Source organism: Streptomyces litmocidini, from assembly GCF_014649755.1.
GTDB lineage: Bacteria > Actinomycetota > Actinomycetes > Streptomycetales > Streptomycetaceae > Streptomyces > Streptomyces litmocidini.
On record NZ_BMTQ01000001.1, the window covers coordinates 602,210 to 623,858 of the forward strand.

Genomic DNA, 21,649 nt, shown 5'->3' on the forward strand with positions numbered 1-21,649 from the left:
GCCGACCAATTCGCGGTTTCCGCAAGGGGGATCGAAATTTCCGTGTCCGCCTCCCGACGCCTGCTGCTGACCGCCATCGCCGCGGGGACGCTGCTGTGCGCCCTGTGGTTCGTGCCGACCGCGAACGCCACCGACCAGGACGGCGGGGCGCGGATCGGGGTGACCCGGGACGGTTCCCTCACGTCCCTCACGGACGACGGGCGCCTGGCCGAGACCGGGGGGCGGAACACCACGGCGTATCTGCTCGGCGGGACGGGTTTCCTGGGGGTCGGGGCGGGTTTCGTGGCGCTCGCGATGCGGCGCCGGGGACGCGCCTTCTGACGGCTTCCCGTACGGGCGGAGGGCCGCCCCCGGAGACCGGGGGCGGCCCTTCCGTACGCGTACGGCTCGTCGTTACGCCAGCGGGCCGGTGACCGGCTCCACGGCCGCGACCAGCTTGCCTTCGCGCACGAAGGCGTCCGCGCCCGCCAGGTCGGGGGCGAGGAACCGGTCCGGGCCGGGGCCCTCGACGCCGGCCGCGCGCAGGGCCTCGATGGCGGCCTGCGAGGCGGGCGCCGGGGTGAGGCCCTCGCGGAGCTCGATGCCGCGGGTGGCGGCGTACAGCTCGACCGCGATGATCCGGTTGAGGTTGCCGATCGCGGTGCGCAGCTTGCGGGCGGCGGACCAGCCCATGGAGACGTGGTCCTCCTGCATCGCGGAGGACGGGATGGAGTCGGCGGAGGCCGGGACGGCGAGCCGCTTCATCTCGCTGACCAGGGCGGCCTGGGTGTACTGGGCGATCATCAGGCCCGAGTCGACGCCGGCGTCGTCCGCGAGGAACGGCGGGAGGCCGTGCGAGCGGTTCTTATCGAGGAGGCGGTCGGTGCGGCGCTCGGCGATGGAGCCGAGGTCGGCGGCGGCGATCGCGAGGAAGTCGAGGACGTACGCGACGGGGGCGCCGTGGAAGTTGCCGTTGGAGCGGACCTCGCCGTTGGGCAGCACGATCGGGTTGTCGACGGCGGCGGCGAGCTCGCGCTCGGCGACGAGCCGGGCGTGGGCCAGGGTGTCGCGGCCGGCGCCGGCGACCTGCGGGGCGCAGCGCACCGAGTAGGCGTCCTGGACGCGGGGGGCCTCGCCCGCCTGGGCGTGGCCGGTGAGGCCGGAGCCCTTGAGCACGGCCAGCATGTTGGCGGCGGAGGCGGCCTGGCCCGGGTGCGGGCGGACGGTGTGCAGCTCGGGTTCGAGGACCTTCTCGGTGCCGAGGAGGGCTTCGAGGGAGAGGGCGGCGGTGATGTCGGCCGACTTGTAGAGGGTGTCGAGGTCGGCGAGGGCCATGATCAGCATGCCGAGCATGCCGTCGGTGCCGTTGAGGAGGGCGAGGCCCTCCTTCTCCTTGAGCTCGACGGGGGCGATGCCGGCGGCGGCGAGGAGCTCGCCGGCGGGCTTCACCACGCCGTCGGGGCCCTCGGCGTCGCCCTCGCCCATGAGCGCGAGGGCGCAGTGGGAGAGCGGGGCGAGGTCGCCGGAGCAGCCGAGGGAGCCGTACTCGTGGACGACGGGGGTGATGCCGGCGTTGAGGACGTCGGCCATGGTCTGGGCGACCTCGGGGCGGACGCCGGTGTACCCGGAGGCCACGGTCTTGAGGCGGAGGAACATCAGGGCGCGGACGACCTCGCGCTCGACGCGCGGGCCCATGCCGGCGGCGTGCGAGCGGACGATGTTGCGCTGGAGCTGGGCGCGGAGCTCGTGGCTGATGTGCCGGGTGGCGAGTGCGCCGAAACCGGTGGAGACCCCGTAGACGGGCTCGGGCTTGGCGGCGAGCGCGTCGACGATGTCCCGGGCGGAGGCCAGGGCGGCCACGGCCTCGGTCGACAGCTCGACGCGGGCGCCGTGGCGGGCGACGTCGATGACGTCCTGCGGGGTCGTGCCGGACGTGCCGAGGACGACTGTCTGCATATCCATATTCAGCACCCTACGGATTGAAGACCGACATGTCACTAGCCGATTTCGTCACCGTCCCCACACGGGACGACCCCTTACCGGATCGCACCTCGCCACCGGGCTCCCACGGGGGCCCGGAAGGCGCCCTCACGGGTGGCGCCCCTCCCCCGGGCCCGGAGGATGATCCTCCTCCGGGTCCGGAAGGCGCTCCTCCCCCGGGGCGTCCGGCTCCACCAGGCGCGGACCGGTCGTCGGGGCGTCGCGGAAGCGGCGGCGGTCCCGGGCTCCGGGGGGAGCGTCCGCGAGCCGGACGACCGTGCCGTCGCGGCCCGCGACGACGGGCTTCGTGGACCGATCGGCCTTGGCCTGGTACTGGGCGGCGTCCGCGAGCCGGAAGAGGCGGCGGGCCGACCTGAGCGGGCCGATGGGGTCCCCGGTGGACGCGACCCCGCAGGCCACGCCCTCCCCGAGCTCCAGCTCCGCCGCCCGTACGCACAGCTCCTCGGCGACCGCGACGACCTCGTCCGCCGTCGGGCCGACGGTGAGGAGGCAGAACTCGTCGCCGCCCAGGCGGGCCGCGAGGGCGCCGGGGAGCATGGCGCCGCAGCGGGAGAGGACCGAGCCGAAGCGTTCGAGGAGGCGGTCGCCGACGGCGTGGCCATGGGTGTCGTTGACGCGCTTGAGGCCGTTCAGGTCGCAGACCACGAGGCTCACGACGGAGCCGTCCGCCCGGTAGCGCTCGATGGCCTCGTCCAGGCGGGTGTCGACGGCCCGCCGGTTGGCCAGTCCCGTCAGGGGGTCGGTGAAGGCCAGCTTGCGGACCTCCTCCAGGCGTTCGGCCTGGGCGATGCCGGCGGCGACGACCGCCGCGAGGACGGTCGCGAAGTCGGCGTCCGCCCGGCTGAAAGGTTTCTCCCCCGGCGGGCGGGCCACGTACAGCTCCCCCCACGCGCGCCCGTGCAGCACGATCGGGGCGACCACGCAGCAGCCGCGTCCCCGCCGCCGCAGCCCCGTCACCCGACCGGTCGGCACGGGGTCGGCGGCGGTCTCCACCCAGGCGTCGGGCTCGCCGCCGCCCGCCCACTGCTCGTGCAGGAACTCGGTGATCTCGGGGAACTGGTACACCGGATACGTCTCCGAGTCCGGGAACTCCTCCTCGCCCGCGGCCCGGTCCCCGGCGTTCACCAGGACCTTGAGGCGGCCGTGGTCCCGCTCCCAGACGGACAGGGCGGCGAAGCTCCCGTCGAGTCCCGCGCGGGCCCCGAGCGCCGCCGCCCGCCAGAACTCGCGCGGGGTGTGCGCCGCCGCCATCGCCTGCGCCAGCGCCACCACGGCCCGCAGCCGTCCGTCCTCACCCATTCCTCCAGCTTAGGGAGGTTTGATCCGTTTTCCCCACCGGGACGTCACCGTAAGTCACATTTGATACAAAACGGCAGAAGTCACCTGGCGGGACGGGTGGGGCCGAGGGGACTCACCTCCGGGACGGACGGAGCCGATGAAGCCCGCTCCCGGGCGGGCGGAGCCACGGAGGCCCGCTCCCGGGCGGGCGGAGCCACGGAGGCTCGCTCCCGGGCGGGCGGGGCCGAGGTGACTCACTCCCCCGGCCAGTTCGGCTTCCGCTTCTCGTTGAAGGCCGCCACGCCCTCCGCCCGGTCGCCCGAGAACGCCACCGAACGCCAGGCCGCGTCCTCGACCTCCAGGCCCGCCCGCAGATCCAGGCCCTGGCCGAGCCGCATCGCCTTCTTCGCCGCGCGCAGGCCGACCGGCGAGTTCGCCGCGATCCGCCCGGCGAGCTCCAGGGCCGCCGTCCGCGCGTCCTCCTCCAGCAGGTCGACCAGGCCGAGCTCGCGGGCCTCGGCCGCCTCCACCCGGCGGGCCGTGAAGACCAGCTCGGCGGCGCGCGCCGCGCCCACCCGGCGCGGGAGCAGCTGCGTACCGCCGCCGCCGGGGATGACGCCCACGGAGACCTCGGGGAGGCCGACCACGGCGGTCGCGTCGGCCACGATGACGTCGCAGGAGAGTGCCAGCTCGAAGCCGCCGCCGAGGGCGTAGCCGTGCACGGCCGCGACGGTCGGCATGGGCAGCTCCAGGACGCCGGTGTAGGCGGCGCGGGCGGTCGGGCGCTGGCGGACGAGTTCGGCGTCGGTGAAGGAGTTGCGCTCCTTGAGGTCGGCGCCGACGCAGAAGGCGCGGTCGTTCGAAGAGGTCAGGACGGTGACGCGGACCTCGGGGTCGGCGGCGAGGGCGTCGCAGGCGGCGCCGATGGACCGGGCCATCTCGGAGGAGACGGCGTTCATGGCCTTGGGCCGGTCGAGGACCAGCTCCGCGACGTGACCGTCCTTCCGGACCACCACGAACTCACCAAAGCGCTGCTCGGACATGACCGCACACCCTCCCGGTTCGAGCCCGTCAACGGGTGTTAACGGGCGTTCACCGGGAGATCCTAAGTGGGGCGGCGGCTCAGGAGCCAGGGTTCGATGACGCCGAGGCCCCGGACCGGGCGCTGCCACATGGGCTGGAGCGCGAAGCGGTACGTCGCGGCCCGGCGGCCCTCCTTCTCCGCGCGGGCCGCCTCCTCGGCCGCCTCCGCCTCCGAGGCGGGCGCCTCGCCCGTCCTGGTCAGCTCCTCCGCGAGGGCGCCGTCGACGAGGACGGCGTCCTTCGGGGCTATCGAGGTGAGGCGGCTGGCCAGGTTCACGGTGGTGCCGAAGACGTCGCCCATCCGGGTCGTCACCGTGCCGAAGGCGATGCCGACGCGCAGCGCGGGCATCGTCTCGTCGTGGCCGAGGGTCTCGATGAGCCGGAGCGCGATCTCGGCGGCCGTGCCGGGGTCGTCGGCGCAGTACAGCACCTCGTCGCCGAGGGTCTTGATGAGCCGGCCGCCGTGCGCGGCGACGAGGTCGGCGCAGGTGGTCTCGAAGGCTTCGACGAGCTCGCCGAGCTCCTCCTCCTCCAGGCGGCGGGTGAGGCGGGTGAAGCCGACGAGGTCCGCGAAGCCGACGGCGAGCCGGCGGTCGACCATCTCCTCGTCGTCGGCGGCCTGGACCACCCGGCCGGTGGCGGCGGCGAGCTGCCGGCGCCAGACGTAGATGAGGAACTCCTCCAGCTCCGGCAGGAGCAGCTCGACCAGCGGGTACGTGACCTCGGTGCGGGTCATGCCGGGCTCGGGCGGCTCGGTGAGGCCCTCCAGGAAGGAGTCGATCTGCCACTCGGCGAGCCGGGCGGTGGTCTGGCCGGTGGAGCGGGCCACCTGCACGGCCATCGGCTCGCTGAGCAGCCCGGCCTCGACGAGGCCGGCGAGCCGCCGCAGGGCGAGGACGTCGGCCTCGGTGAGCGCCTTGGCCTGGCCGATGTCCGCGAAGCCCATGGCCCGCCAGAAGCGGGAGGCGAGCTCCATGGAGACGCCGGCGGTGCGGGCGGCCTGGAAGGGGGTGTAGCGGCGGTCTGCGCCGAGGATGAGCTGTTCGAGGCGGATGGCGAGGGGGTCGTGGGTCGGCTCGACCGTGTGGTCGACCTCGTGGTGGGGGGTGGGGTACGTCGGGGGTTCGGCCGGCTCGGCCGCACCGCCGCCGCCCGTGTGCGCGTCGTCAGCGGTCACCGGCCGCCTCCTGCCCGTTCCCTGCCCACTTGCCCTGCCGATCTGTCGCCATCGATCGCGGTCAACGATACGGCAGCTGTGCGCTGGGTCACGCGCGCGCGGCGGCCGTCCCGGTCCACGCCGCGCGGGCCCCCGGGGCGAACGGTCCGGAGGGCGCCGCGCACACGGGGGGTGTGCTCAGCGGTTCCTCCCCCGGGGCTCCGTCCTGCGGGACCCCCGCGCGGAACGACTGCCCGCACGGCGCGGAGCGCATGCCCGCACCGGGGCGGCACGGGGTCCGCGCCGGCGGGGGTCACGTCCTCAGGTGGACGATGTCGCCCGCTCCCACCGCTTCCGTGCCGCCGCCTTCCGTGGCGACGACCAGGCGGCCGTCGCCGTCCAGGGCGACGGCCTCGCCCTCCAGCACGCGCTCGCCCGGCAGCTCGGCGCGGACGCGGCGGCCGAGGGTGGCGCAGCCGGCCGCGTAGGCCGTCTGGAGGCCGGAGGCGGCGGGGTCGCCGTCGGCCCGCACCCAGTCGCCGTACCACTGCTCCAGGGAGCGCAGGACGGCCCGCAGGAGGGTGTCGCGGTCGGTGGAGACCGCGTCGGCGAGGAGGAGGGAGCCGGCCGCCGGGACGGGCAGCTCGTCCTCGCGGAGGGTGACGTTGATGCCGAGGCCGACGACGACGGCGTCGGCGCCGGCCCGCTCGGCGAGGATACCGCCGGCCTTGCGTTCCTCGCCCGCGACGGAAACCAGGAGGTCGTTGGGCCACTTGAGGGAGGTGTCGACGCCGGCGGCCTTCGCGAGGCCGGTGGCGGCGGCCACGCCGGCGAGCAGGGGGAGCCAGCCCCAGCGGTGGACGGGCACGGCGGGCTTGAGGAGGACGGAGAGGAAGAGCCCGGAGCGGGCGGGCGCGGTCCAGGTGCGGTCGAGCCGGCCGCGGCCCGAGGTCTGCTCCTCGGCCACGAGCACCGCGCCTTCGGGCAGTTCGTCGGCCCGGGCGGCGAGGTCGCTGTTGGTGGAGCCGGTGCTGGTGACCACGTCGAGGGAGGTCCACAGGCCGTCGGGCAGGACGAGCGCGCGGCGCAGCGCGGGGGCGTTCAGCGGGGGCCTGTCGAGGTCGGACCAGGGTCCGCCGGAGCCTTGGGAGGTCGTCATGCAAGCCAGACTAGGTGTGGCAAAGACCGCAGTGCCGAACCGTATCGCCGTCGATACTCTACGGATCAGTAGGCCAGCAGTAGCCCATTCGTAGTCAACGAACCCCCCGTGACCAGGCAGGGAGCCGCATCCCGATGTCCGAGCCGGCAGAGCAGTACGAGATCGACATTCACACGACCGCGGGCAAGATCGCGGACCTCAAGCGCCGTATCGACGAGGCCACGCACGCCGGCTCGGAGCGCGCCGTGGAGAAGCAGCACGCCAAGGGCAAGCTGACCGCGCGCGAACGGATCGCCCTCCTCCTGGACGAGGACTCGTTCGTGGAGCTGGACGAGCTGGCCCGGCACCGCTCGACCAACTTCGGCCTGGAGAAGAACCGGCCGTACGGGGACGGTGTCGTCACCGGCTACGGCACGGTCGACGGCCGTCCGGTCGCCGTGTTCTCGCAGGACTTCACGGTCTTCGGCGGCGCGCTGGGCGAGACGTACGGCCAGAAGATCATCAAGGTGATGGACTTCGCGCTGAAGACGGGCTGCCCGGTCATCGGCATCAACGACTCCGGCGGCGCCCGCATCCAGGAGGGCGTGAGCGCGCTCGGCATGTACGGCGAGATCTTCCGCCGCAACACGCACGCCTCCGGGGTGATCCCGCAGATCTCCCTGATCGTCGGCCCGGCCGCGGGCGGCGCGGTGTACTCCCCCGCGATCACCGACTTCACGGTGATGGTGGACCAGACCTCGCACATGTTCATCACGGGACCGGACGTCATCAAGACGGTGACCGGCGAGGACGTGGGCTTCGAGGAGCTGGGCGGCGCCCGGACGCACAACTCGACGTCCGGCGTGGCGCACCACCTGGCGGGTGACGAGAAGGACGCGATCGAGTACGTCAAGTCCCTTCTCTCGTACCTCCCGTCGAACAACCTCTCGGAGCCGCCGGCCTTCCCGGAGGTCGCGGAGACCGGGGTGACGGACGAGGACCGGGAGCTCGACACGCTGATCCCGGACTCGGCGAACCAGCCGTACGACATGCACAAGGTCATCGAGCACGTCCTCGACGACGGCGAGTTCCTGGAGACGCAGTCGCTGTTCGCGCCGAACATCGTGACCGGCTTCGGCCGGGTCGAGGGCTTCCCGGTGGGCGTGGTCGCCAACCAGCCGATGCAGTTCGCCGGCTGCCTGGACATCGACGCCTCGGAGAAGGCCGCGCGCTTCGTCCGCACGTGCGACGCCTTCAACATCCCGGTGCTGACGTTCGTGGACGTGCCGGGCTTCCTGCCGGGCGTGGACCAGGAGTACGGCGGCATCATCCGGCGCGGCGCGAAGCTGATCTACGCGTACGCGGAGGCGACGGTCCCGCTGATCACGGTCATCACCCGGAAGGCCTTCGGCGGCGCGTACGACGTCATGGGCTCCAAGCACCTGGGCGCCGACCTGAACCTGGCGTGGCCGACGGCGCAGATCGCGGTCATGGGCGCGCAGGGCGCGGTGAACATCCTGCACCGCCGGACGATCGCGGAGGCGGAGGCGAACGGCGAGGACGTGGAGGCGGTCCGCGCCCGGCTCATCCGGGAGTACGAGGACACCCTGCTCAACCCGTACACGGCGGCCGAGCGCGGCTACATCGACGGCGTGATCCTGCCGTCGGACACGCGCCCGCAGATCGTGAAGGGCCTGCGTCAGCTCCGCACGAAGCGGGAATCCCTGCCTCCGAAGAAGCACGGCAACATCCCGCTCTAGCCCGTCCGGACCCTCAAGGAGCCGACATGATCAAGGTCGTACGAGGCAACCCGACCCCGGAGGAGTTGGCCGCCGCACTGGCGGTGGTCCAAGCCCGGGCCGCGGCCACGGCGGCGGCGTCCGCCGAGGCGGGCGGCCCGGCGGTGCCGGAGGAGTGGTCGGATCCCTCCCGCATCGCGCGGGCGGTGCGGCAGCGGCCGGGCCCGCGGGCCTGGGCGCGGTCCTACTGGCCCGTGTAGCCGTCGCGGCAGACGGAAGGCCGGACCCCTTGTGCGGGAGGTCCGGCCTTTCGCGTGCCCGGGGCCGGTCACGCGCGACGCAGGAAGAGGCCGGAGAGCACCGCTCCGGCGGCCACGACCGCCGCGTTGACGAGGACCGCCCGGCCGATGCCGTCGAGGAGCACGGGTGCGGTGACGACGACGGCGCTCATGACCGGCGTGCCCATGGTGATGCCGATCTGCTGGGTCATGGTCGCGAGCCCGGTCGCCGTCCCCTGTTCGCCGTCGGGGATGCCGGAGGTGGCGGTGACCATGAAGCCGACGATCGCGAGCATGTTGCCGACGCCGCCGGCGAAGGTCGCGGCGAGCAGCAGCGCGAGGCCGCCCCGGTCGTCGCCGAGCCCGTACAGGGCGAGCGTGGCGGCGGCCTGGAGGAGTCCGCCGGAGACGAGGGCGGCGCGGGAGCCGAAGCGTCCGATGAAGCGCGGGGCGGCCACTCCGCCGAGGACCGTGCCGGCGCCGAGGACCCCGAAGGAGAGCCCGGCGGCGAGCGGGGAGAAGCCCAGGACGTCCTGGAGGTACAGGGTCATCAGGAAGACCAGGGAGGTCTCGGTGACGAAGGCGACGAGCCCGGCGAGGTTGCCCCAGACGACCGTGCGGCGCTTCAGGACGTGGATCGGGACGAGGGGCGAGGCGGCCCGCCGTTCGACGAGGACGAAGGCGGCGAGGAGCGCGGCGCCGGCGGTGAGGGCGGTGAGCGCCGTGGGGTCGGTCCAGCCGTGCTCGCCGGTGCGGGTCAGGCCGTGGACGAGGGCGAGGAGTCCGCCGGTGGCGGTGGCGGCGCCGGGCACGTCGAGGCGGGGCCGGACGGCGGGGCGGCTCTCCTTCAGGACGGCGGGGGCGACGAGGAGCACGGCGAGGGCGACCGGGACGTTGACGAGGAAGGCCCAGCGCCAGGAGAGCAGGTCGGTGAGGACGCCGCCGAGGATCGCGCCGGTGGTGAAGCCCGCGGACATGAGGGCGCCGTTCAGCCCCAGCGCCCTGGCCCGCAGCGGGCCCTCGGAGAAGGAGGAGGTGAGCAGGGAGAGCCCGGCGGGGGTGACGGCGGCGGTCGCGAGGCCCTGGGCGACGCGGGCGGCCATGAGGACCTCGGGGCCGGTGGCGAGGCCTCCCGCGAGGGAGGAGGCGCCGAGGAGGGCCATGCCGCCGAGGAAGAGGCGGCGGCGTCCGACCAGGTCGGCGACGCGCCCGAAGAGGAGGGTGAATCCGGCGGCGGCGAGGGCGAAGGCGGTGGCGATCCACTGGAGGCCGCCGAGGGTGAAGCCGAGTCCCTGGCCGATGACGGGCAGGGCGACGTTCAGGATCGAGAAGTCGACGGCCAGCATGAACTGGGCGAGGAGGAGGACGACGAGGACGAGCCGCATCCGTCCGGTCATCCGGGTTCCGGCGGGGTCCGTGGGGGCGGCGGCGGACGGGGACGGGGGGAGATCGAGGGCGGTCATGCGTTCAACCCCTTAATGGGAAACTAGTTCCGTTAAGATGTCCCGTACCGTAACAGAGTCGATGGCATTAATGGAACAGGAGACCCGTTTGACTGAGAGCCGACCGGCCACGCCCGGCACCACGCGCCCCGGCGGCCGCACCGCCAAGGTCCGCCGGGCGGTCCTCGACGCCACCCTGGAGGCCCTCGCCGACACCGGCTTCCACGCCCTCAACATGGACCGGATCGCCGCGGCCGCCGGCGTCGGCAAGACCACCGTCTACCGCCGCTGGGGCTCCCCCGTCGGCCTGGTCACCGACCTCCTGCACGACATGGCCGAGCAGTCGCTCCCCGCCTCCGACACCGGCGGCCTCGCGGGCGACCTGCGGGCCAACGCCGAGCTCGTCCGGGCCACCCTCACCGACCCCCGCATGGGCGCCGTCTTCCGCGCGGTCATCGCCGCCGCGGCCTGCGACGAGGAGTGCGCCCGCGCCCTCGCCGGCTTCTACCGCACCCGGCTCGCCGAATGGGCCCCCGCCGTCGCCAAGGGCGCGGCGCGCGGCGAGGTCCCGGCGGGGACGGACCCCGTGGAGCTGCTCCGCGCCGTCTCCGCGCCGCTCTACTACCGCTTCGCGGTCACCCGCGAGGAGCTCGACGCGGCCGTCGCCGAACGGGCGGTGGCGGCCGCGCTCGCGGCCGCGCGGGACGGGGTGTTCGTGCGGTCATGAGGCGGACGGACGCGAATTAGTCCTTCCGCACCGGGACGCCTGAGTATCCGTACTCAGGCGTCCCGCACGCCCCGCCCGCAGGATCGAAGGCATGCTGTGGTCCGACCCGAAGAACCAGCCGCCGAAGTTCCTGCGCGACATGCAGGCGATGCTCCGCCGCACAGGCGTGCTGCTGGCGCTGGCGATGGTGGTGGCGATGTTCGTGGCCAGCGCCCGCTGACGACGCGCGCGCACGCGAACGACCGGCCACGCGCACGGACGCGAACGATCCGGCCACGCGCGCACGCGAACGCCCCCGCCACGCGCGCACCCCACCCCCCGACGCGCGGACCGAGAGCCCCCGGACGCACGGACCGAGCCACGCGCGCGTGCGCGCCCCGCCACTGGCTACGCTGCCCCCATGACTGCTGATCCGCGCCGTGTCGTACTCGCCTCCGCCTCCCCCGCCCGGCTCGGCCTGCTCCGGCAGGCCGGACTCGCCCCCGAGGTGATCGTGAGCGGCGTCGACGAGGACAAGGTCCACGCCCCGACGCCGGCCGAGCTCGCGCTCGCCCTCGCGGAGGCGAAGGCCGCCCATGTCGCCGCCCGGCCCGAGGCGTTCGGCGCGCTCGTCATCGGCTGCGACTCGGTCCTGGAGCTCGACAAGCAGGCCCTCGGCAAGCCGGCCGACGCCGAGGAGGCCACCGCCCGCTGGAAGGCGATGCGCGGCCGGGTCGGCATCCTCCAGACCGGTCACTGCGTCTACGACACGGCCGCCAAGCGCTTCGAGTCGGCGACGGCCTCCACCGTGGTCCGCTTCGGCGAGCCGACGGACGAGGAGATCGCCGCGTACGTGGCGAGCGGCGAACCGCTCCACGTGGCGGGCGCGTTCACCCTGGACGGCCGCTCGGCGCCGTTCATCGACGGCATCGACGGCGACCCGGGCAACGTGATCGGCCTGTCCCTGCCGCTCCTGCGCCGGCTCCTGCGCAAGCTGGACGTCGAGATCACCGACCTCTGGGCCTGACGGCCCGTAAGGACGCTACGCGGACGCCGGCGCCTCCTCGGGGGCGTCGGCGCCCTTCGCGTACCCCTCGCCGTACGCCACCAGGGTGAGGACGACCAGTCCGAGCACGGTCATGAGGAAGGCGAAGGCGCCCCAGCCGAGGAGGCCGACGGCGACCGCGCCGAGGAGGCCGTGGACGATCGCGCAGCCGACGAGGAGCGCCCGGCCGAAGCGGCCCGGGCGGCGGTCGCGGACGCCCGCGAGGAGGGCGACCAGGGCGCAGAGGACGAGGGCGGCGCCGGAGGCGATGCCGAGGCCCCAGATGCCGTTGACCATGGCGTCGGGGTCCATGCCGGCGAGGGACATCGACTGGGCCTCCAGGAAGCCCGCCAGGACGGCGTTGACGGCGACGATGCCGGGCACTTCGAGCAAGAGCACCGCGGCCGTCACGAGCGCTATCGGTCTGCGGGCCACCTCGGCCACCCCCTGGCTTCACCTGTTACCGGCAGTACGGTCGACAGCGCGAAGGCTACTGGCCGGTAAACCCTCGGACAAGGGTTCGTACACGGCGGGAGACGGCGGGAAGCTGACGGGCGGCCCGGCAAAGAATCGTTGAGCCATTCGTAGGGACTCCACAAAGAAACCCGAACGGCCCCTGGCCGCACGAACAGAGACCTGCGCCACACCCCGGAGCTACTGTGCCGTCAAGGAACCCTGCGTACCGTGGTGCGACAAGGGAATTCACGACCCGAGCGGGCCCGTGGTCACGCTCCGTGTGGGCAAGCTCACCACTGGGGATGGGTCGAAGGGCCGTGTCGGCAGTCCCTAAACTCAGCTTGTTTCAAGGAGGGAGCCATCGTGCGCAAGGTGCTCATCGCCAACCGTGGCGAAATCGCTGTCCGTGTGGCCCGGGCGTGCCGGGACGCGGGTATCGGCAGCGTGGCCGTGTACGCCGATCCGGACCGGGACGCTCTGCACGTCCGGGCGGCCGACGAGGCGTTCGCTCTGGGCGGTGACACTCCGGCCACCAGCTACCTGGACATCGCCAAGGTCCTGCAGGCCGCGAAGGACTCGGGTGCGGACGCGGTCCACCCCGGCTACGGGTTCCTCTCCGAGAACGCGGAGTTCGCGCAGGCGGTCCTGGACGCCGGCCTGACGTGGATCGGCCCGCCGCCGCAGGCGATCCGGGACCTGGGCGACAAGGTCGCCGCCCGTCACATCGCGCAGCGCGCCGGCGCCCCGCTGGTCGCCGGCACCCCGGACCCGGTCTCGGGCGCCGAGGAGGTCGTGGCGTTCGCCGAGGAGCACGGCCTGCCGATCGCCATCAAGGCCGCGTTCGGCGGCGGCGGCCGCGGTCTGAAGGTCGCCCGCACCCTCGAAGAGGTCCCGGAGCTGTACGACTCCGCCGTCCGCGAGGCGGTCGCGGCCTTCGGCCGGGGCGAGTGCTTCGTCGAGCGCTACCTCGACAAGCCCCGTCACGTCGAGACCCAGTGCCTGGCCGACACCCACGGCAACGTGGTCGTCGTCTCCACGCGTGACTGCTCGCTGCAGCGCCGTCACCAGAAGCTGGTCGAGGAGGCCCCCGCGCCGTTCCTGACCCAGGAGCAGAACGAGCAGCTGTACGCGGCGTCGAAGGCGATCCTGAAGGAGGCCGGCTACGTCGGCGCCGGCACGGTCGAGTTCCTCGTCGGCCTCGACGGCACGATCTCCTTCCTGGAGGTCAACACCCGTCTGCAGGTCGAGCACCCGGTGACCGAGGAGGTCACGGGCATCGACCTGGTCCGCGAGATGTTCCGCATCGCCGACGGCGAGGAGCTCGGCTACGGCGACCCGGAGATCCGCGGTCACTCCTTCGAGTTCCGCATCAACGGCGAGGACCCGGGCCGCAACTTCCTGCCCGCCCCCGGTACCGTCACGCTCTTCTCCCCGCCCACCGGCCCGGGCGTCCGCCTCGACGCGGGCGTGGAGTCCGGCTCGGTCATCGGCCCGGCCTGGGACTCGCTGCTGGCCAAGCTGGTCATCACCGGCGCCACCCGCGAGCAGGCGCTCCAGCGCGCCGCGCGCGCCCTGGCGGAGTTCAAGGTCGAGGGCATGGCCACCGCGATCCCGTTCCACCGGGCCGTCGTGGTCGACCCCGACTTCACCGCCGACCCCTTCCGCATCCACACCCGCTGGATCGAGACGGAGTTCGTCAACGAGATCAAGCCGTTCGCCCCGGCCGGCGCCGAGGCGGACGAGGACGAGGCGGGCCGCGAGACGATCGTCGTCGAGGTCGGCGGCAAGCGCCTGGAGGTCTCCCTGCCGTCCTCGCTCGGCATGACCCTGGCCCGCACGGGTCTGGCGGCCGGTGCGAAGCCGAAGCGGCGGGCGGCCAAGAAGTCCGGCCCCACCGCCTCGGGCGACACCCTCGCATCCCCGATGCAGGGCACGATCGTGAAGGTCGCGGTCGAGGAGGGCCAGGAGGTCAAGGAGGGCGACCTGATCGTCGTCCTGGAGGCCATGAAGATGGAGCAGCCCCTCAACGCCCACCGCTCCGGCACCGTCAAGGGCCTCAGTGCCGAGGTCGGCGCCTCCGTCACCTCCGGCGCCACCATCTGCGACATCAAGGACTGATCCGTCGCGACCAGTACGGTACGAAGGGCCCGCAGGCAGCCGCCTGCGGGCCCTTCGTCGAGGGGATCTCTTCCGCCCATGCGCGCCGACGCACGCCGCAACCACGAGCGACTGCTCATCGAAGCCCGCGCCGCCTTCGCGGAACAGGGCGCGGACGCACCCCTGGAGGAGGTCGCGCGCCGCGCGGGCGTGGGGATCGGCACCCTCTACCGTCACTTCCCCACCCGTGCGGACCTGCTGAACGCGGTCTTCCAGGAAGCACTGGCCGAACTGCTGGACCGCTCGCGGGATTTGGCGGAGGCGGACGCGCCGTGCCGTGCCCTGGTGGAGTGGCTGCGGGCGCTGATCGCCCACGCGGGCGAGTACCGGGGGCTGGCGCACGCGCTGATGTCCGCCTCGCACGACCGGAGTTCGGCCCTGGCGCGGTGCAGCGACCCGCTGCGTGCGGCGGGCGAGCGGCTGCTCGAACGGGCCCGGGAGGCGGGGCAGGTGCGCGCCGACGTGTCGATCGGCGACCTGATGCAGCTGACCAACGCGATCGCGCTGGCGGCGGAGCAGTGCCCGGAGGACGCGCTTCTGGCGGACCGCCTGCTCGCGCTGACGCTTCGGGGACTCAAGAACTGAGGTCGAGAACCGGGACCCGGAGAGCCGAACGGAGGGGCCGGCTTTTCGAGGGACGGCGTGGGACCCCTGGGGGAGGGTCCCTCGGGCGCTTCGGACGCTTCGGCGGCTTCGGCGGCTTCAGCGGCGGCGCATGTCCGCGACCCGGGCCGTGCGCTCCAGCGTCTCCGCGGCCATCGCGCCGCCCGGCCCCCGGAACTGACCGGCCGCCATCCGCCCGCGCTGGACGGGGAGCGGCATGTCACGGCGGGGCCGGGCGCCCGGGGGGAGCTGCTCACCGCCGGCGGGGCCGGACGCCGCCCCCGTACCGGCGACGGCGATCTGCACGCCCTGGTCGGCGAGGGCCTGGAGCTCGGTGGCGGCCCGCTCGTCGTGGGCGGGGGGCTCGTCGGTCACCAGATGGGTGATGACGTCCGTCGGCACCGTCTGGAACATGGTGTCGGAGCCGAGCTTGGTGTGGTCGGCGAGGACCACGACCTCGGCCGCCGCCTGCACGAGCGCCCGGTCCACGCTCGCGGAGAGCATGTTGGAGGTGGACAGGCCCCGCTCGGCGGTCAGACCGCTGCCGGAGAGGAAGGCCCGGGAGACCCGGAGTCCCTGGAGCGACTGCTCGGCCCCGCTGCCCACGAGGGCGTAGTTGGAGCCGCGCAGGGTTCCGCCGGTCATGACGACCTCGACCCGGTTGGCGTGGGCGAGGGCCTGGGCGACGAGCAGGGAGTTGGTGACGACGGTCAGACCGGGCACGCGGGCGAGCCGGCGGGCCAGCTCCTGGGTGGTCGTCCCGGCGCCGACCACGATGGCCTCGCCCTCTTCTACGAGGCTCGCGGCGACGTCGGCGATGGCCGTCTTCTCCGCCGTGGCGAGATGGGATTTCTGCGGGAAGCCGGATTCTCGCGTGAATCCACCCGGCAACACCGCACCGCCGTGACGGCGGTCGAGGAGTCCTTCTGCCTCCAGGGCCCGTACGTCTCTCCGTACGGTCACTTCCGAGGTCTGGACGACGCGGGCGAGCTCGCGGAGCGACACGGCCCCATTGGCTCGCACCATTTCGAGGATCAACTGGCGACGTTCTGCAGCGAACACGAAACTGACAGTAACGTGACCGGCCGATAGTTTTCAGCACTATGCGCCGAATTGCAGAAGATGCGCACGGACGGGGTCTCCAAGTGGTATGGGAGACCCCGTCGTTGATCGTTCTATGCCCGGGATTGCCGGGGGTTGTCCGAGTCGGCGAACCGTTCCCGCAGGCCGGAGCCCGCGCGGGGCGGGGCCTCAGGCCTCGCCGGTCACCTTTCGGGTGTGCAACTGCCGTGCCACTTCCGCGATCGAGCCCGACAGGGAGGGGTACACGGTGAAAGCATTTGCGATCTGTTCGACCGTCAGATTGTTGTCGACCGCGATCGAGATCGGATGGATCAGTTCGCTCGCCTTCGGCGCGACGACACAGCCGCCGACCACGATGCCGGTGCCCGGACGGCAGAAGATCTTCACGAAGCCGTCCCGGATGCCCTGCATCTTCGCGCGGGGGTTGCGCAGCAGCGGCAGCTTGACGACCTTGGCGTCGATCTTGCCCGCGTCCACGTCGGCCTGGGTGTAGCCGACGGTGGCGATCTCGGGGTCGGTGAAGACGTTCGAGGAGACCGTCTTCAGGTTGAGCGGGGCCACCGCGTCGCCGAGGAAGTGGTACATCGCGATCCGGCCCTGCATGGCGGCGACCGAGGCGAGCGCGAAGACGCCCGTGACGTCGCCGGCCGCGTAGACGCCGGGGGCGGTCGTACGGGAGACCTTGTCGGTCCAGATGTGACCGGAGTCCTTCAGCTTGACCCCGGCCTCCTCCAGGCCCATTCCGGCCGAGTTCGGGATCGCGCCGACCGCCATCAGGCAGTGGGTGCCGGAGATGACCCGGCCGTCGGAGAGCGTGACCTCGACGCGGTCGCCGACCCGCTTCGCGGACTCGGCGCGGGAGCGGGCCATGACGTTCATGCCGCGGCGCCGGAAGACGTCCTCCAGGACGGCGGCGGCGTCCGGGTCCTCGCCGGGCAGGACGCGGTCGCGGGAGGAGACGAGGGTGACCCGGGAGCCGAGCGCCTGGTAGGCGCCGGCGAACTCGGCGCCGGTGACGCCGGAGCCGACCACGATGAGCTCCTCGGGGAGCTCCTTCAGGTCGTAGACCTGGGTCCAGTTCAGGATGCGCTCGCCGTCCGGCTTGGCGTCGGGCACCTCGCGCGGGTGGCCGCCGGTCGCGATCAGCACCGCGTCGGCGGTCAGCGTCTCCTCGGTGCCGTCGGCGGCGGTGACGACCACCTGGCGGGAGCCGTCCATCGCCTGCCGCCCGTCCAGCCGGCCGCGGCCGCGCAGGACGCGGGCGCCGGCCCGGGTGACGGAGGCGGTGATGTCGTGGGACTGGGCGAGCGCGAGGCGCTTCACCCGTCGGTTCACCTTGCCGAGGTCCACGCCGACGACCCGGGCGGCCTGCTCGACGTGCGGGGTGTCGTCCGCGACGATGATGCCCAGCTCCTCGTAGGAGGAGTCGAAGGTGGTCATCACCTCGGCGGTGGCGATCAGGGTCTTGGACGGGACGCAGTCGGTCAGGACGGAGGCGCCGCCGAGCCCGTCGGTGTCGACGACGGTCACCTCCGCGCCGAGTTGGGCGCCCACCAGGGCCGCCTCGTATCCGCCGGGTCCGCCGCCGATGATCACGATCCGGGTCACTGGGATCTACGCCTCGCGCTCTCGTTCTGCCGGGGGGTCCCCCCGCTGGGATGCAGTGCGTACGCCATTGTCCCGCACGCTTCAGGTGCGTGACCCATTCTCCCGCACTCCCCGTCCGGCCTCGCGCCGGGGCCCGCCGAAGGGACGCGCGAACGCCCGGAGGGCCCCGGGGCGGGGCGCCGCGGGGACGGAGGGGCGCGCCACGGGGCCCGGAGGGCCCCGCCCCGGGCCTCCACCTCGGATTTCGCCGGGCACCCCGTCCCCTCCCGTACTCTCGGTCCCATGTCGCTCTACGCCGCTTTCGCCGGCAACCTCGACGCGCGGCTGATGAGCCGCCGCGCACCGCACTCCCCGCTGCGCGGCACCGGCTGGCTGAACGGCTGGCGGCTCACCTTCGGCGGCGAGCAGATGGGCTGGGAGGGAGCGCTGGCCACGATCGTGGAGGCCCCGCGCTCCCAGGTCTTCGTGGCGCTGTACGACATCGCGCCGATGGACGAGGAGTCCATGGACCGGTGGGAGGGCGTGGGCCTCGACATCTACCGGCGGATGCGGGTGCGGGTGCACACCCTGGAGGGCGAGGAGCCGGCCTGGGTGTACGTCCTCAACGCGTACGAGGGCGGGCTGCCGTCCGCGCGGTACCTGGGCGAGGTCGCCGACGCGGCCGAGTCGGCGGGCGCGCCGCACGACTACGTGATGGAGTTGCGCAAGCGCCCCTGCTGATCCGGACCGCCCCGGCGAGGGCCTGTCCGTCCGTCCGGGTGGCCTATTTCCGCCGTTCGTCGGAAACGACAAGACAACGATCGCATGTCCGTCAGCACCGTCATCTACGCGCGTAGGAATTCTCCGGCTACGCTGCTTCGCGTACCAAATCCGTCCGGGGTTCCCCTCGGACCCCCCTCCCCGAGGCGAGAGAGTCAGTGAACGCAACTGCCACCCCGTACGAGGCCGCCGAGGCCGCTGCCGCACGTCTTCGCGAGCTGACCGGTGTCGAGAACCACGACGTCGCCCTGGTCATGGGCTCCGGCTGGGCGCCCGCCGTCGACGCCCTCGGCGCCCCCGAGGCCGAGTTCCCGGTGACCGAGCTCCCCGGCTTCCCGCCGCCGGCCGTCGAGGGCCACGGCGGCAAGGTCCGCTCGTACAAGATCGGTGAGAAGCGCGCGCTGGTCTTCCTCGGCCGCACCCACTTCTACGAGGGCCGGGGCGTCGCCTCCGTCGCCCACGGCGTCCGCACCGCCGTCGCCGCCGGCTGCAAGACCGTCGTCCTGACCAACGGCTGCGGCGGTCTCCGCGAGGGCATGCGCCCCGGCCAGCCGGTCCTCATCAGCGACCACATCAACCTGACGGCCGCCTCCCCGATCGTCGGCGCGAACTTCGTCGACCTCACCGACCTGTACTCGCCGCGCCTGCGCGCGCTGTGCAAGGAGGTCGACGAGACGCTGGAGGAGGGCGTGTACGTCCAGTTCCCCGGCCCGCACTACGAGACCCCGGCCGAGATCAACATGGTCCGCGTCATGGGCGGCGACCTCGTCGGCATGTCCACCGTCCTGGAGGCCATCGCCGCCCGCGAGGCCGGCGCCGAGGTCCTCGGCATCTCCCTCGTCACCAACCTGGCGGCGGGACTCTCGGGCGAGCCGCTGAACCACGAGGAGGTGCTCCAGGCGGGGCGCGACTCGGCGGCGCGGATGGGCGAGCTGCTGACGCGGGTCCTCGACCGGATCTGAGTTCCCCGACGTTCCCCGCACCGGTCGGCCCCAGGGGCCGACCGGGCTCCGGAGCGCTGCGGCGCCTCCGACCTCAGGGGCCGTCCGGCTCGCCGGGCGTCCTGCTCGCCGGGCCGCCGCGCGGGGCTGCCTCCCCCGCCCCTCCCCTTCCCGGACCGGGACTCCGCCCTGGACCCCGCGCCTCACACGCCGGTGGGGCCGAAGCTTCCGCCCGACGGGCGGAGAACAGCCCGCTCGGGGACCCTCCCCCGCGCCGCCAGGCGCGGGGGAGAGGTCCGAGGGCAGGGCCGCAGGCCGTACGGGGGCCGGGGGCCCGCCCCCAGTTTCGGGAAGGGGCGGGGTGGGGGAAGGCTCCGCGCAGCGGCTCGGGCCCCGCACCGGCACCGGATCCCACCGGCCCGCACCGCTCCCCTCCCGCCCGCAACCCCGAAAGGCACACCACCGTGACGCAGGACGACCTCCTCGCCCGGGCCCAGGCGTGGCTCGCCGAGGACCCCGACCAGGAGACCCGCGACGAACTCGCCGCGCTCCTCGACCGCAACGCCACCGACGAGCTCGCCGTCCGCTTCGGCGGCACCCTGCAGTTCGGCACCGCCGGCCTCCGCGGTGAGCTCGGCGCCGGGCCCATGCGGATGAACCGCTCGGTCGTCATCCGGGCCGCCGCCGGCCTCGCCGCGTACCTGAAGGCGAAGGGCGAGACCGGCGGTCTCGTCGTCATCGGCTACGACGCCCGCTACAAGTCGGCCGACTTCGCCCGGGACACCGCCGCCGTGATGACGGGCGCCGGGCTGCGCGCCGCGCTGCTCCCCCGCCCGCTGCCGACTCCCGTCCTCGCGTACGCCATAAGGCACCTGGGCGCCGTCGCCGGCGTCGAGGTGACCGCCAGCCACAACCCGCCGCGCGACAACGGCTACAAGGTCTACCTGGGCGACGGCTCGCAGATCGTTCCGCCGGCCGACGCGGAGATCGCCGCCGAGATCGCCGCGGTCCGCTCGCTGGACGACGTGCCGCGCCCCGCCGAGGGCTGGGAGACGCTGGGCGACGAGGTCCTGGACGCCTACCTGGAGCGCACGGACGCCGTCCTGACCCCCGGCTCCCCCCGTACCGCGCGGACCGTCTACACGGCCATGCACGGCGTCGGCAAGGAGGTCCTGACGGCCGCCTTCGGCCGGGCCGGCTTCCCGCCCCCCGCGCTCGTCGCCGAGCAGGCCGACCCGGACCCGGCCTTCCCGACGGTCGCCTTCCCCAACCCGGAGGAGCCGGGCGCCATGGACCTGGCCTTCGAGGCCGCCCGCGCCGTGGATCCCGACATCGTGATCGCCAACGACCCCGACGCCGACCGCTGCGCCGTGGCCGTGCCGGACGCCTCCGTCGACGGCGGCTGGCGGATGCTCCGCGGCGACGAGGTGGGCGCGCTGCTCGCCGCGCACCTGGTGCACAAGGGCGCCACCGGCGTGTTCGCCGAGTCGATCGTGTCGTCCTCGCTGCTCGGCCGCATCGCCGAGGCGGCGGGCGTCGGCCACGAGGAGACGCTGACCGGCTTCAAGTGGATCGCCCGCGTCGACGGCCTGCGGTACGGCTACGAGGAGGCCCTCGGCTACTGCGTCGACCCGGAGGGCGTCCGCGACAAGGACGGCATCACCGCGGCGCTGCTCGTCACCGAGCTGGCCTCGGTCCTCAAGGAGCAGGGCCGGACGCTCACCGACCTGCTCGACGACCTGGCGGTGGCGCACGGGCTGCACGCCACGGACCAGCTGTCGGTGCGGGTCGAGGACCTGGGGATCATCGCGGACGCGATGGCCGCGCTGCGCGGGAGGCCCCCGGTGCGGCTGGCCGGTCTGACGGTCGTCTCGGCCGAGGACCTGACCAAGGGCACGGAGTCCCTGCCGCCGACGGACGGGCTGCGCTACCACCTGGAGGGCGACTACAGGGCCCGGGTGATCGTCCGCCCGAGCGGCACCGAGCCCAAGCTCAAGTGCTACCTGGAGGTCGTCGTCCCGGTGGCCGACGCGAGCGAACTGACGGCGGCCCGCGCGACGGCCGCGGAGCTGCTGGCCGCGATCAAGCGGGACCTGTCCGAGGCCGCCGGGCTGTAGGACGCGGGTCCGCGAGCACGCGGATGCGGGGGTACGCGGAAGGGCCGGTGCGGAAGCGATTCCGTACCGGCCCTTCGGCG

Annotated in this window: 20 protein-coding genes; 11 read left to right on the forward strand and 9 right to left on the reverse strand. The window is 73.4% G+C overall.

The window, feature by feature from the left end:
• Nucleotides 1-42: 42 nt before the first annotated feature.
• A complete protein-coding gene (locus tag IE180_RS02715) occupies nt 43-321 on the forward strand; it encodes an LPXTG cell wall anchor domain-containing protein (RefSeq protein ID WP_190155088.1) in 279 nt (92 codons plus the stop codon).
• Nucleotides 322-393: 72 nt separating this feature from the next.
• On the opposite strand, the gene hutH is transcribed toward IE180_RS02715, so the two are convergent.
• From hutH to IE180_RS02740, 5 genes are all read right to left on the reverse strand, one after another.
• The gene (gene hutH, locus IE180_RS02720; protein ID WP_190155221.1) at nt 394-1,935 is read right to left on the reverse strand and encodes a histidine ammonia-lyase; all 1,542 of its coding nucleotides are present in this window, start codon (nt 1,933-1,935) and stop codon (nt 394-396) included.
• 132 nt (nt 1,936-2,067) lie between these two features.
• Entirely contained in the window at nt 2,068-3,279 is a 1,212-nt protein-coding gene (locus IE180_RS02725) for a GGDEF domain-containing protein (protein ID WP_229860253.1), read from the reverse strand.
• Between the two features lie 233 nt (nt 3,280-3,512).
• Nucleotides 3,513-4,301 carry an enoyl-CoA hydratase/isomerase family protein gene (locus tag IE180_RS02730; protein ID WP_093874377.1) on the reverse strand — a complete coding sequence of 263 codons (789 nt, stop codon included), beginning with the start codon at nt 4,299-4,301 and terminating at the stop codon, nt 3,513-3,515.
• Between the two features lie 62 nt (nt 4,302-4,363).
• Nucleotides 4,364-5,518: an adenylate/guanylate cyclase domain-containing protein gene (locus IE180_RS02735; protein ID WP_190155089.1), complete on the reverse strand. Its 1,155-nt coding sequence runs from the start codon at nt 5,516-5,518 to the stop codon at nt 4,364-4,366.
• Nucleotides 5,519-5,810: 292 nt separating this feature from the next.
• Nucleotides 5,811-6,656 carry a biotin--[acetyl-CoA-carboxylase] ligase gene (locus IE180_RS02740; protein WP_190155090.1) on the reverse strand — a complete coding sequence of 282 codons (846 nt, stop codon included), beginning with the start codon at nt 6,654-6,656 and terminating at the stop codon, nt 5,811-5,813.
• Nucleotides 6,657-6,790: 134 nt separating this feature from the next.
• Here IE180_RS02740 and IE180_RS02745 point away from each other — a divergent pair, with 134 nt between their 5' ends.
• Nucleotides 6,791-8,395, forward strand: a complete 1,605-nt coding sequence (locus IE180_RS02745; RefSeq protein ID WP_190155091.1) for an acyl-CoA carboxylase subunit beta — start codon at nt 6,791-6,793, stop codon at nt 8,393-8,395.
• Nucleotides 8,396-8,421: 26 nt separating this feature from the next.
• Entirely contained in the window at nt 8,422-8,634 is a 213-nt protein-coding gene (locus IE180_RS02750) for an acyl-CoA carboxylase epsilon subunit (protein ID WP_190155092.1), read from the forward strand.
• Nucleotides 8,635-8,702: 68 nt separating this feature from the next.
• Here IE180_RS02750 and IE180_RS02755 read toward each other — a convergent pair whose 3' ends face one another.
• On the reverse strand, nt 8,703-10,115 hold the full coding sequence (locus IE180_RS02755; RefSeq protein ID WP_190155093.1) for an MFS transporter: 1,413 nt from the start codon (nt 10,113-10,115) through the stop codon (nt 8,703-8,705).
• Between the two features lie 37 nt (nt 10,116-10,152).
• Between IE180_RS02755 and IE180_RS02760 the strand changes: the two genes are divergently transcribed.
• The 3 genes from IE180_RS02760 (at nt 10,153) to IE180_RS02765 (ending at nt 11,827) form a co-directional block, all read left to right on the forward strand.
• Complete coding sequence (locus tag IE180_RS02760; RefSeq protein ID WP_373302646.1) at nt 10,153-10,821, forward strand: TetR/AcrR family transcriptional regulator; 669 nt, start codon at nt 10,153-10,155, stop codon at nt 10,819-10,821.
• A 91-nt stretch (nt 10,822-10,912) separates the two neighbouring features.
• Entirely contained in the window at nt 10,913-11,041 is a 129-nt protein-coding gene (gene mmpB / locus IE180_RS37070) for a morphogenic membrane protein MmpB (RefSeq protein WP_093874383.1), read from the forward strand.
• A gap of 180 nt (nt 11,042-11,221) precedes the next feature.
• A complete protein-coding gene (locus tag IE180_RS02765) occupies nt 11,222-11,827 on the forward strand; it encodes a nucleoside triphosphate pyrophosphatase (RefSeq protein WP_190155095.1) in 606 nt (201 codons plus the stop codon).
• A 15-nt stretch (nt 11,828-11,842) separates the two neighbouring features.
• On the opposite strand, the gene IE180_RS02770 is transcribed toward IE180_RS02765, so the two are convergent.
• Nucleotides 11,843-12,280: a hypothetical protein gene (locus IE180_RS02770; RefSeq protein WP_229860254.1), complete on the reverse strand. Its 438-nt coding sequence runs from the start codon at nt 12,278-12,280 to the stop codon at nt 11,843-11,845.
• Between the two features lie 384 nt (nt 12,281-12,664).
• Here IE180_RS02770 and IE180_RS02775 point away from each other — a divergent pair, with 384 nt between their 5' ends.
• A complete protein-coding gene (locus IE180_RS02775) occupies nt 12,665-14,419 on the forward strand; it encodes an acetyl/propionyl/methylcrotonyl-CoA carboxylase subunit alpha (protein ID WP_190155097.1) in 1,755 nt (584 codons plus the stop codon).
• 78 nt (nt 14,420-14,497) lie between these two features.
• Complete coding sequence (locus IE180_RS02780; RefSeq protein WP_190155098.1) at nt 14,498-15,043, forward strand: TetR/AcrR family transcriptional regulator; 546 nt, start codon at nt 14,498-14,500, stop codon at nt 15,041-15,043.
• A gap of 117 nt (nt 15,044-15,160) precedes the next feature.
• Here IE180_RS02780 and IE180_RS02785 read toward each other — a convergent pair whose 3' ends face one another.
• Nucleotides 15,161-16,087, reverse strand: a complete 927-nt coding sequence (locus IE180_RS02785; protein ID WP_190155222.1) for a DeoR/GlpR family DNA-binding transcription regulator — start codon at nt 16,085-16,087, stop codon at nt 15,161-15,163.
• A gap of 225 nt (nt 16,088-16,312) precedes the next feature.
• Nucleotides 16,313-17,752 (reverse strand): NAD(P)H-quinone dehydrogenase, encoded by a 1,440-nt coding sequence (locus tag IE180_RS02790; RefSeq protein WP_190155099.1) that lies wholly within the window; start codon nt 17,750-17,752, stop codon nt 16,313-16,315.
• 282 nt (nt 17,753-18,034) lie between these two features.
• Here IE180_RS02790 and IE180_RS02795 point away from each other — a divergent pair, with 282 nt between their 5' ends.
• The 3 genes from IE180_RS02795 to IE180_RS02805 all read left to right on the forward strand — a co-directional run bounded on the left by IE180_RS02795 (nt 18,035) and on the right by IE180_RS02805 (nt 21,569).
• A complete protein-coding gene (locus IE180_RS02795) occupies nt 18,035-18,472 on the forward strand; it encodes a gamma-glutamylcyclotransferase family protein (RefSeq protein WP_190155100.1) in 438 nt (145 codons plus the stop codon).
• 197 nt (nt 18,473-18,669) lie between these two features.
• The gene (locus IE180_RS02800; RefSeq protein WP_030687411.1) at nt 18,670-19,473 is read left to right on the forward strand and encodes a purine-nucleoside phosphorylase; all 804 of its coding nucleotides are present in this window, start codon (nt 18,670-18,672) and stop codon (nt 19,471-19,473) included.
• Nucleotides 19,474-19,916: 443 nt separating this feature from the next.
• Nucleotides 19,917-21,569 carry a phospho-sugar mutase gene (locus tag IE180_RS02805; RefSeq protein WP_190155101.1) on the forward strand — a complete coding sequence of 551 codons (1,653 nt, stop codon included), beginning with the start codon at nt 19,917-19,919 and terminating at the stop codon, nt 21,567-21,569.
• The last annotated feature ends 80 nt before the right edge of the window (nt 21,570-21,649 follow it).

Bases quoted from the DNA above. Each gene is read 5' to 3' on its own strand.
- hutH (WP_190155221.1), bottom strand. From the start codon at position 1,935: ATGCAGACAGTCGTCCTCGGCACGTCCGGCACGACCCCGCAGGACGTC.
- IE180_RS02725 (WP_229860253.1), bottom strand. From the start codon at position 3,279: ATGGGTGAGGACGGACGGCTGCGGGCCGTGGTGGCGCTGGCGCAGGCG.
- IE180_RS02730 (WP_093874377.1), bottom strand. From the start codon at position 4,301: ATGTCCGAGCAGCGCTTTGGTGAGTTCGTGGTGGTCCGGAAGGACGGT.
- IE180_RS02740 (WP_190155090.1), bottom strand. From the start codon at position 6,656: ATGACGACCTCCCAAGGCTCCGGCGGACCCTGGTCCGACCTCGACAGG.
- IE180_RS02745 (WP_190155091.1), top strand. From the start codon at position 6,791: ATGTCCGAGCCGGCAGAGCAGTACGAGATCGACATTCACACGACCGCG.
- IE180_RS02750 (WP_190155092.1), top strand. From the start codon at position 8,422: ATGATCAAGGTCGTACGAGGCAACCCGACCCCGGAGGAGTTGGCCGCC.
- IE180_RS02755 (WP_190155093.1), bottom strand. From the start codon at position 10,115: ATGACCGCCCTCGATCTCCCCCCGTCCCCGTCCGCCGCCGCCCCCACG.
- IE180_RS02760 (WP_373302646.1), top strand. From the start codon at position 10,153: ATGTCCCGTACCGTAACAGAGTCGATGGCATTAATGGAACAGGAGACC.
- mmpB (WP_093874383.1), top strand. From the start codon at position 10,913: ATGCTGTGGTCCGACCCGAAGAACCAGCCGCCGAAGTTCCTGCGCGAC.
- IE180_RS02765 (WP_190155095.1), top strand. From the start codon at position 11,222: ATGACTGCTGATCCGCGCCGTGTCGTACTCGCCTCCGCCTCCCCCGCC.
- IE180_RS02780 (WP_190155098.1), top strand. From the start codon at position 14,498: ATGCGCGCCGACGCACGCCGCAACCACGAGCGACTGCTCATCGAAGCC.
- IE180_RS02785 (WP_190155222.1), bottom strand. From the start codon at position 16,087: ATGGTGCGAGCCAATGGGGCCGTGTCGCTCCGCGAGCTCGCCCGCGTC.
- IE180_RS02795 (WP_190155100.1), top strand. From the start codon at position 18,035: ATGTCGCTCTACGCCGCTTTCGCCGGCAACCTCGACGCGCGGCTGATG.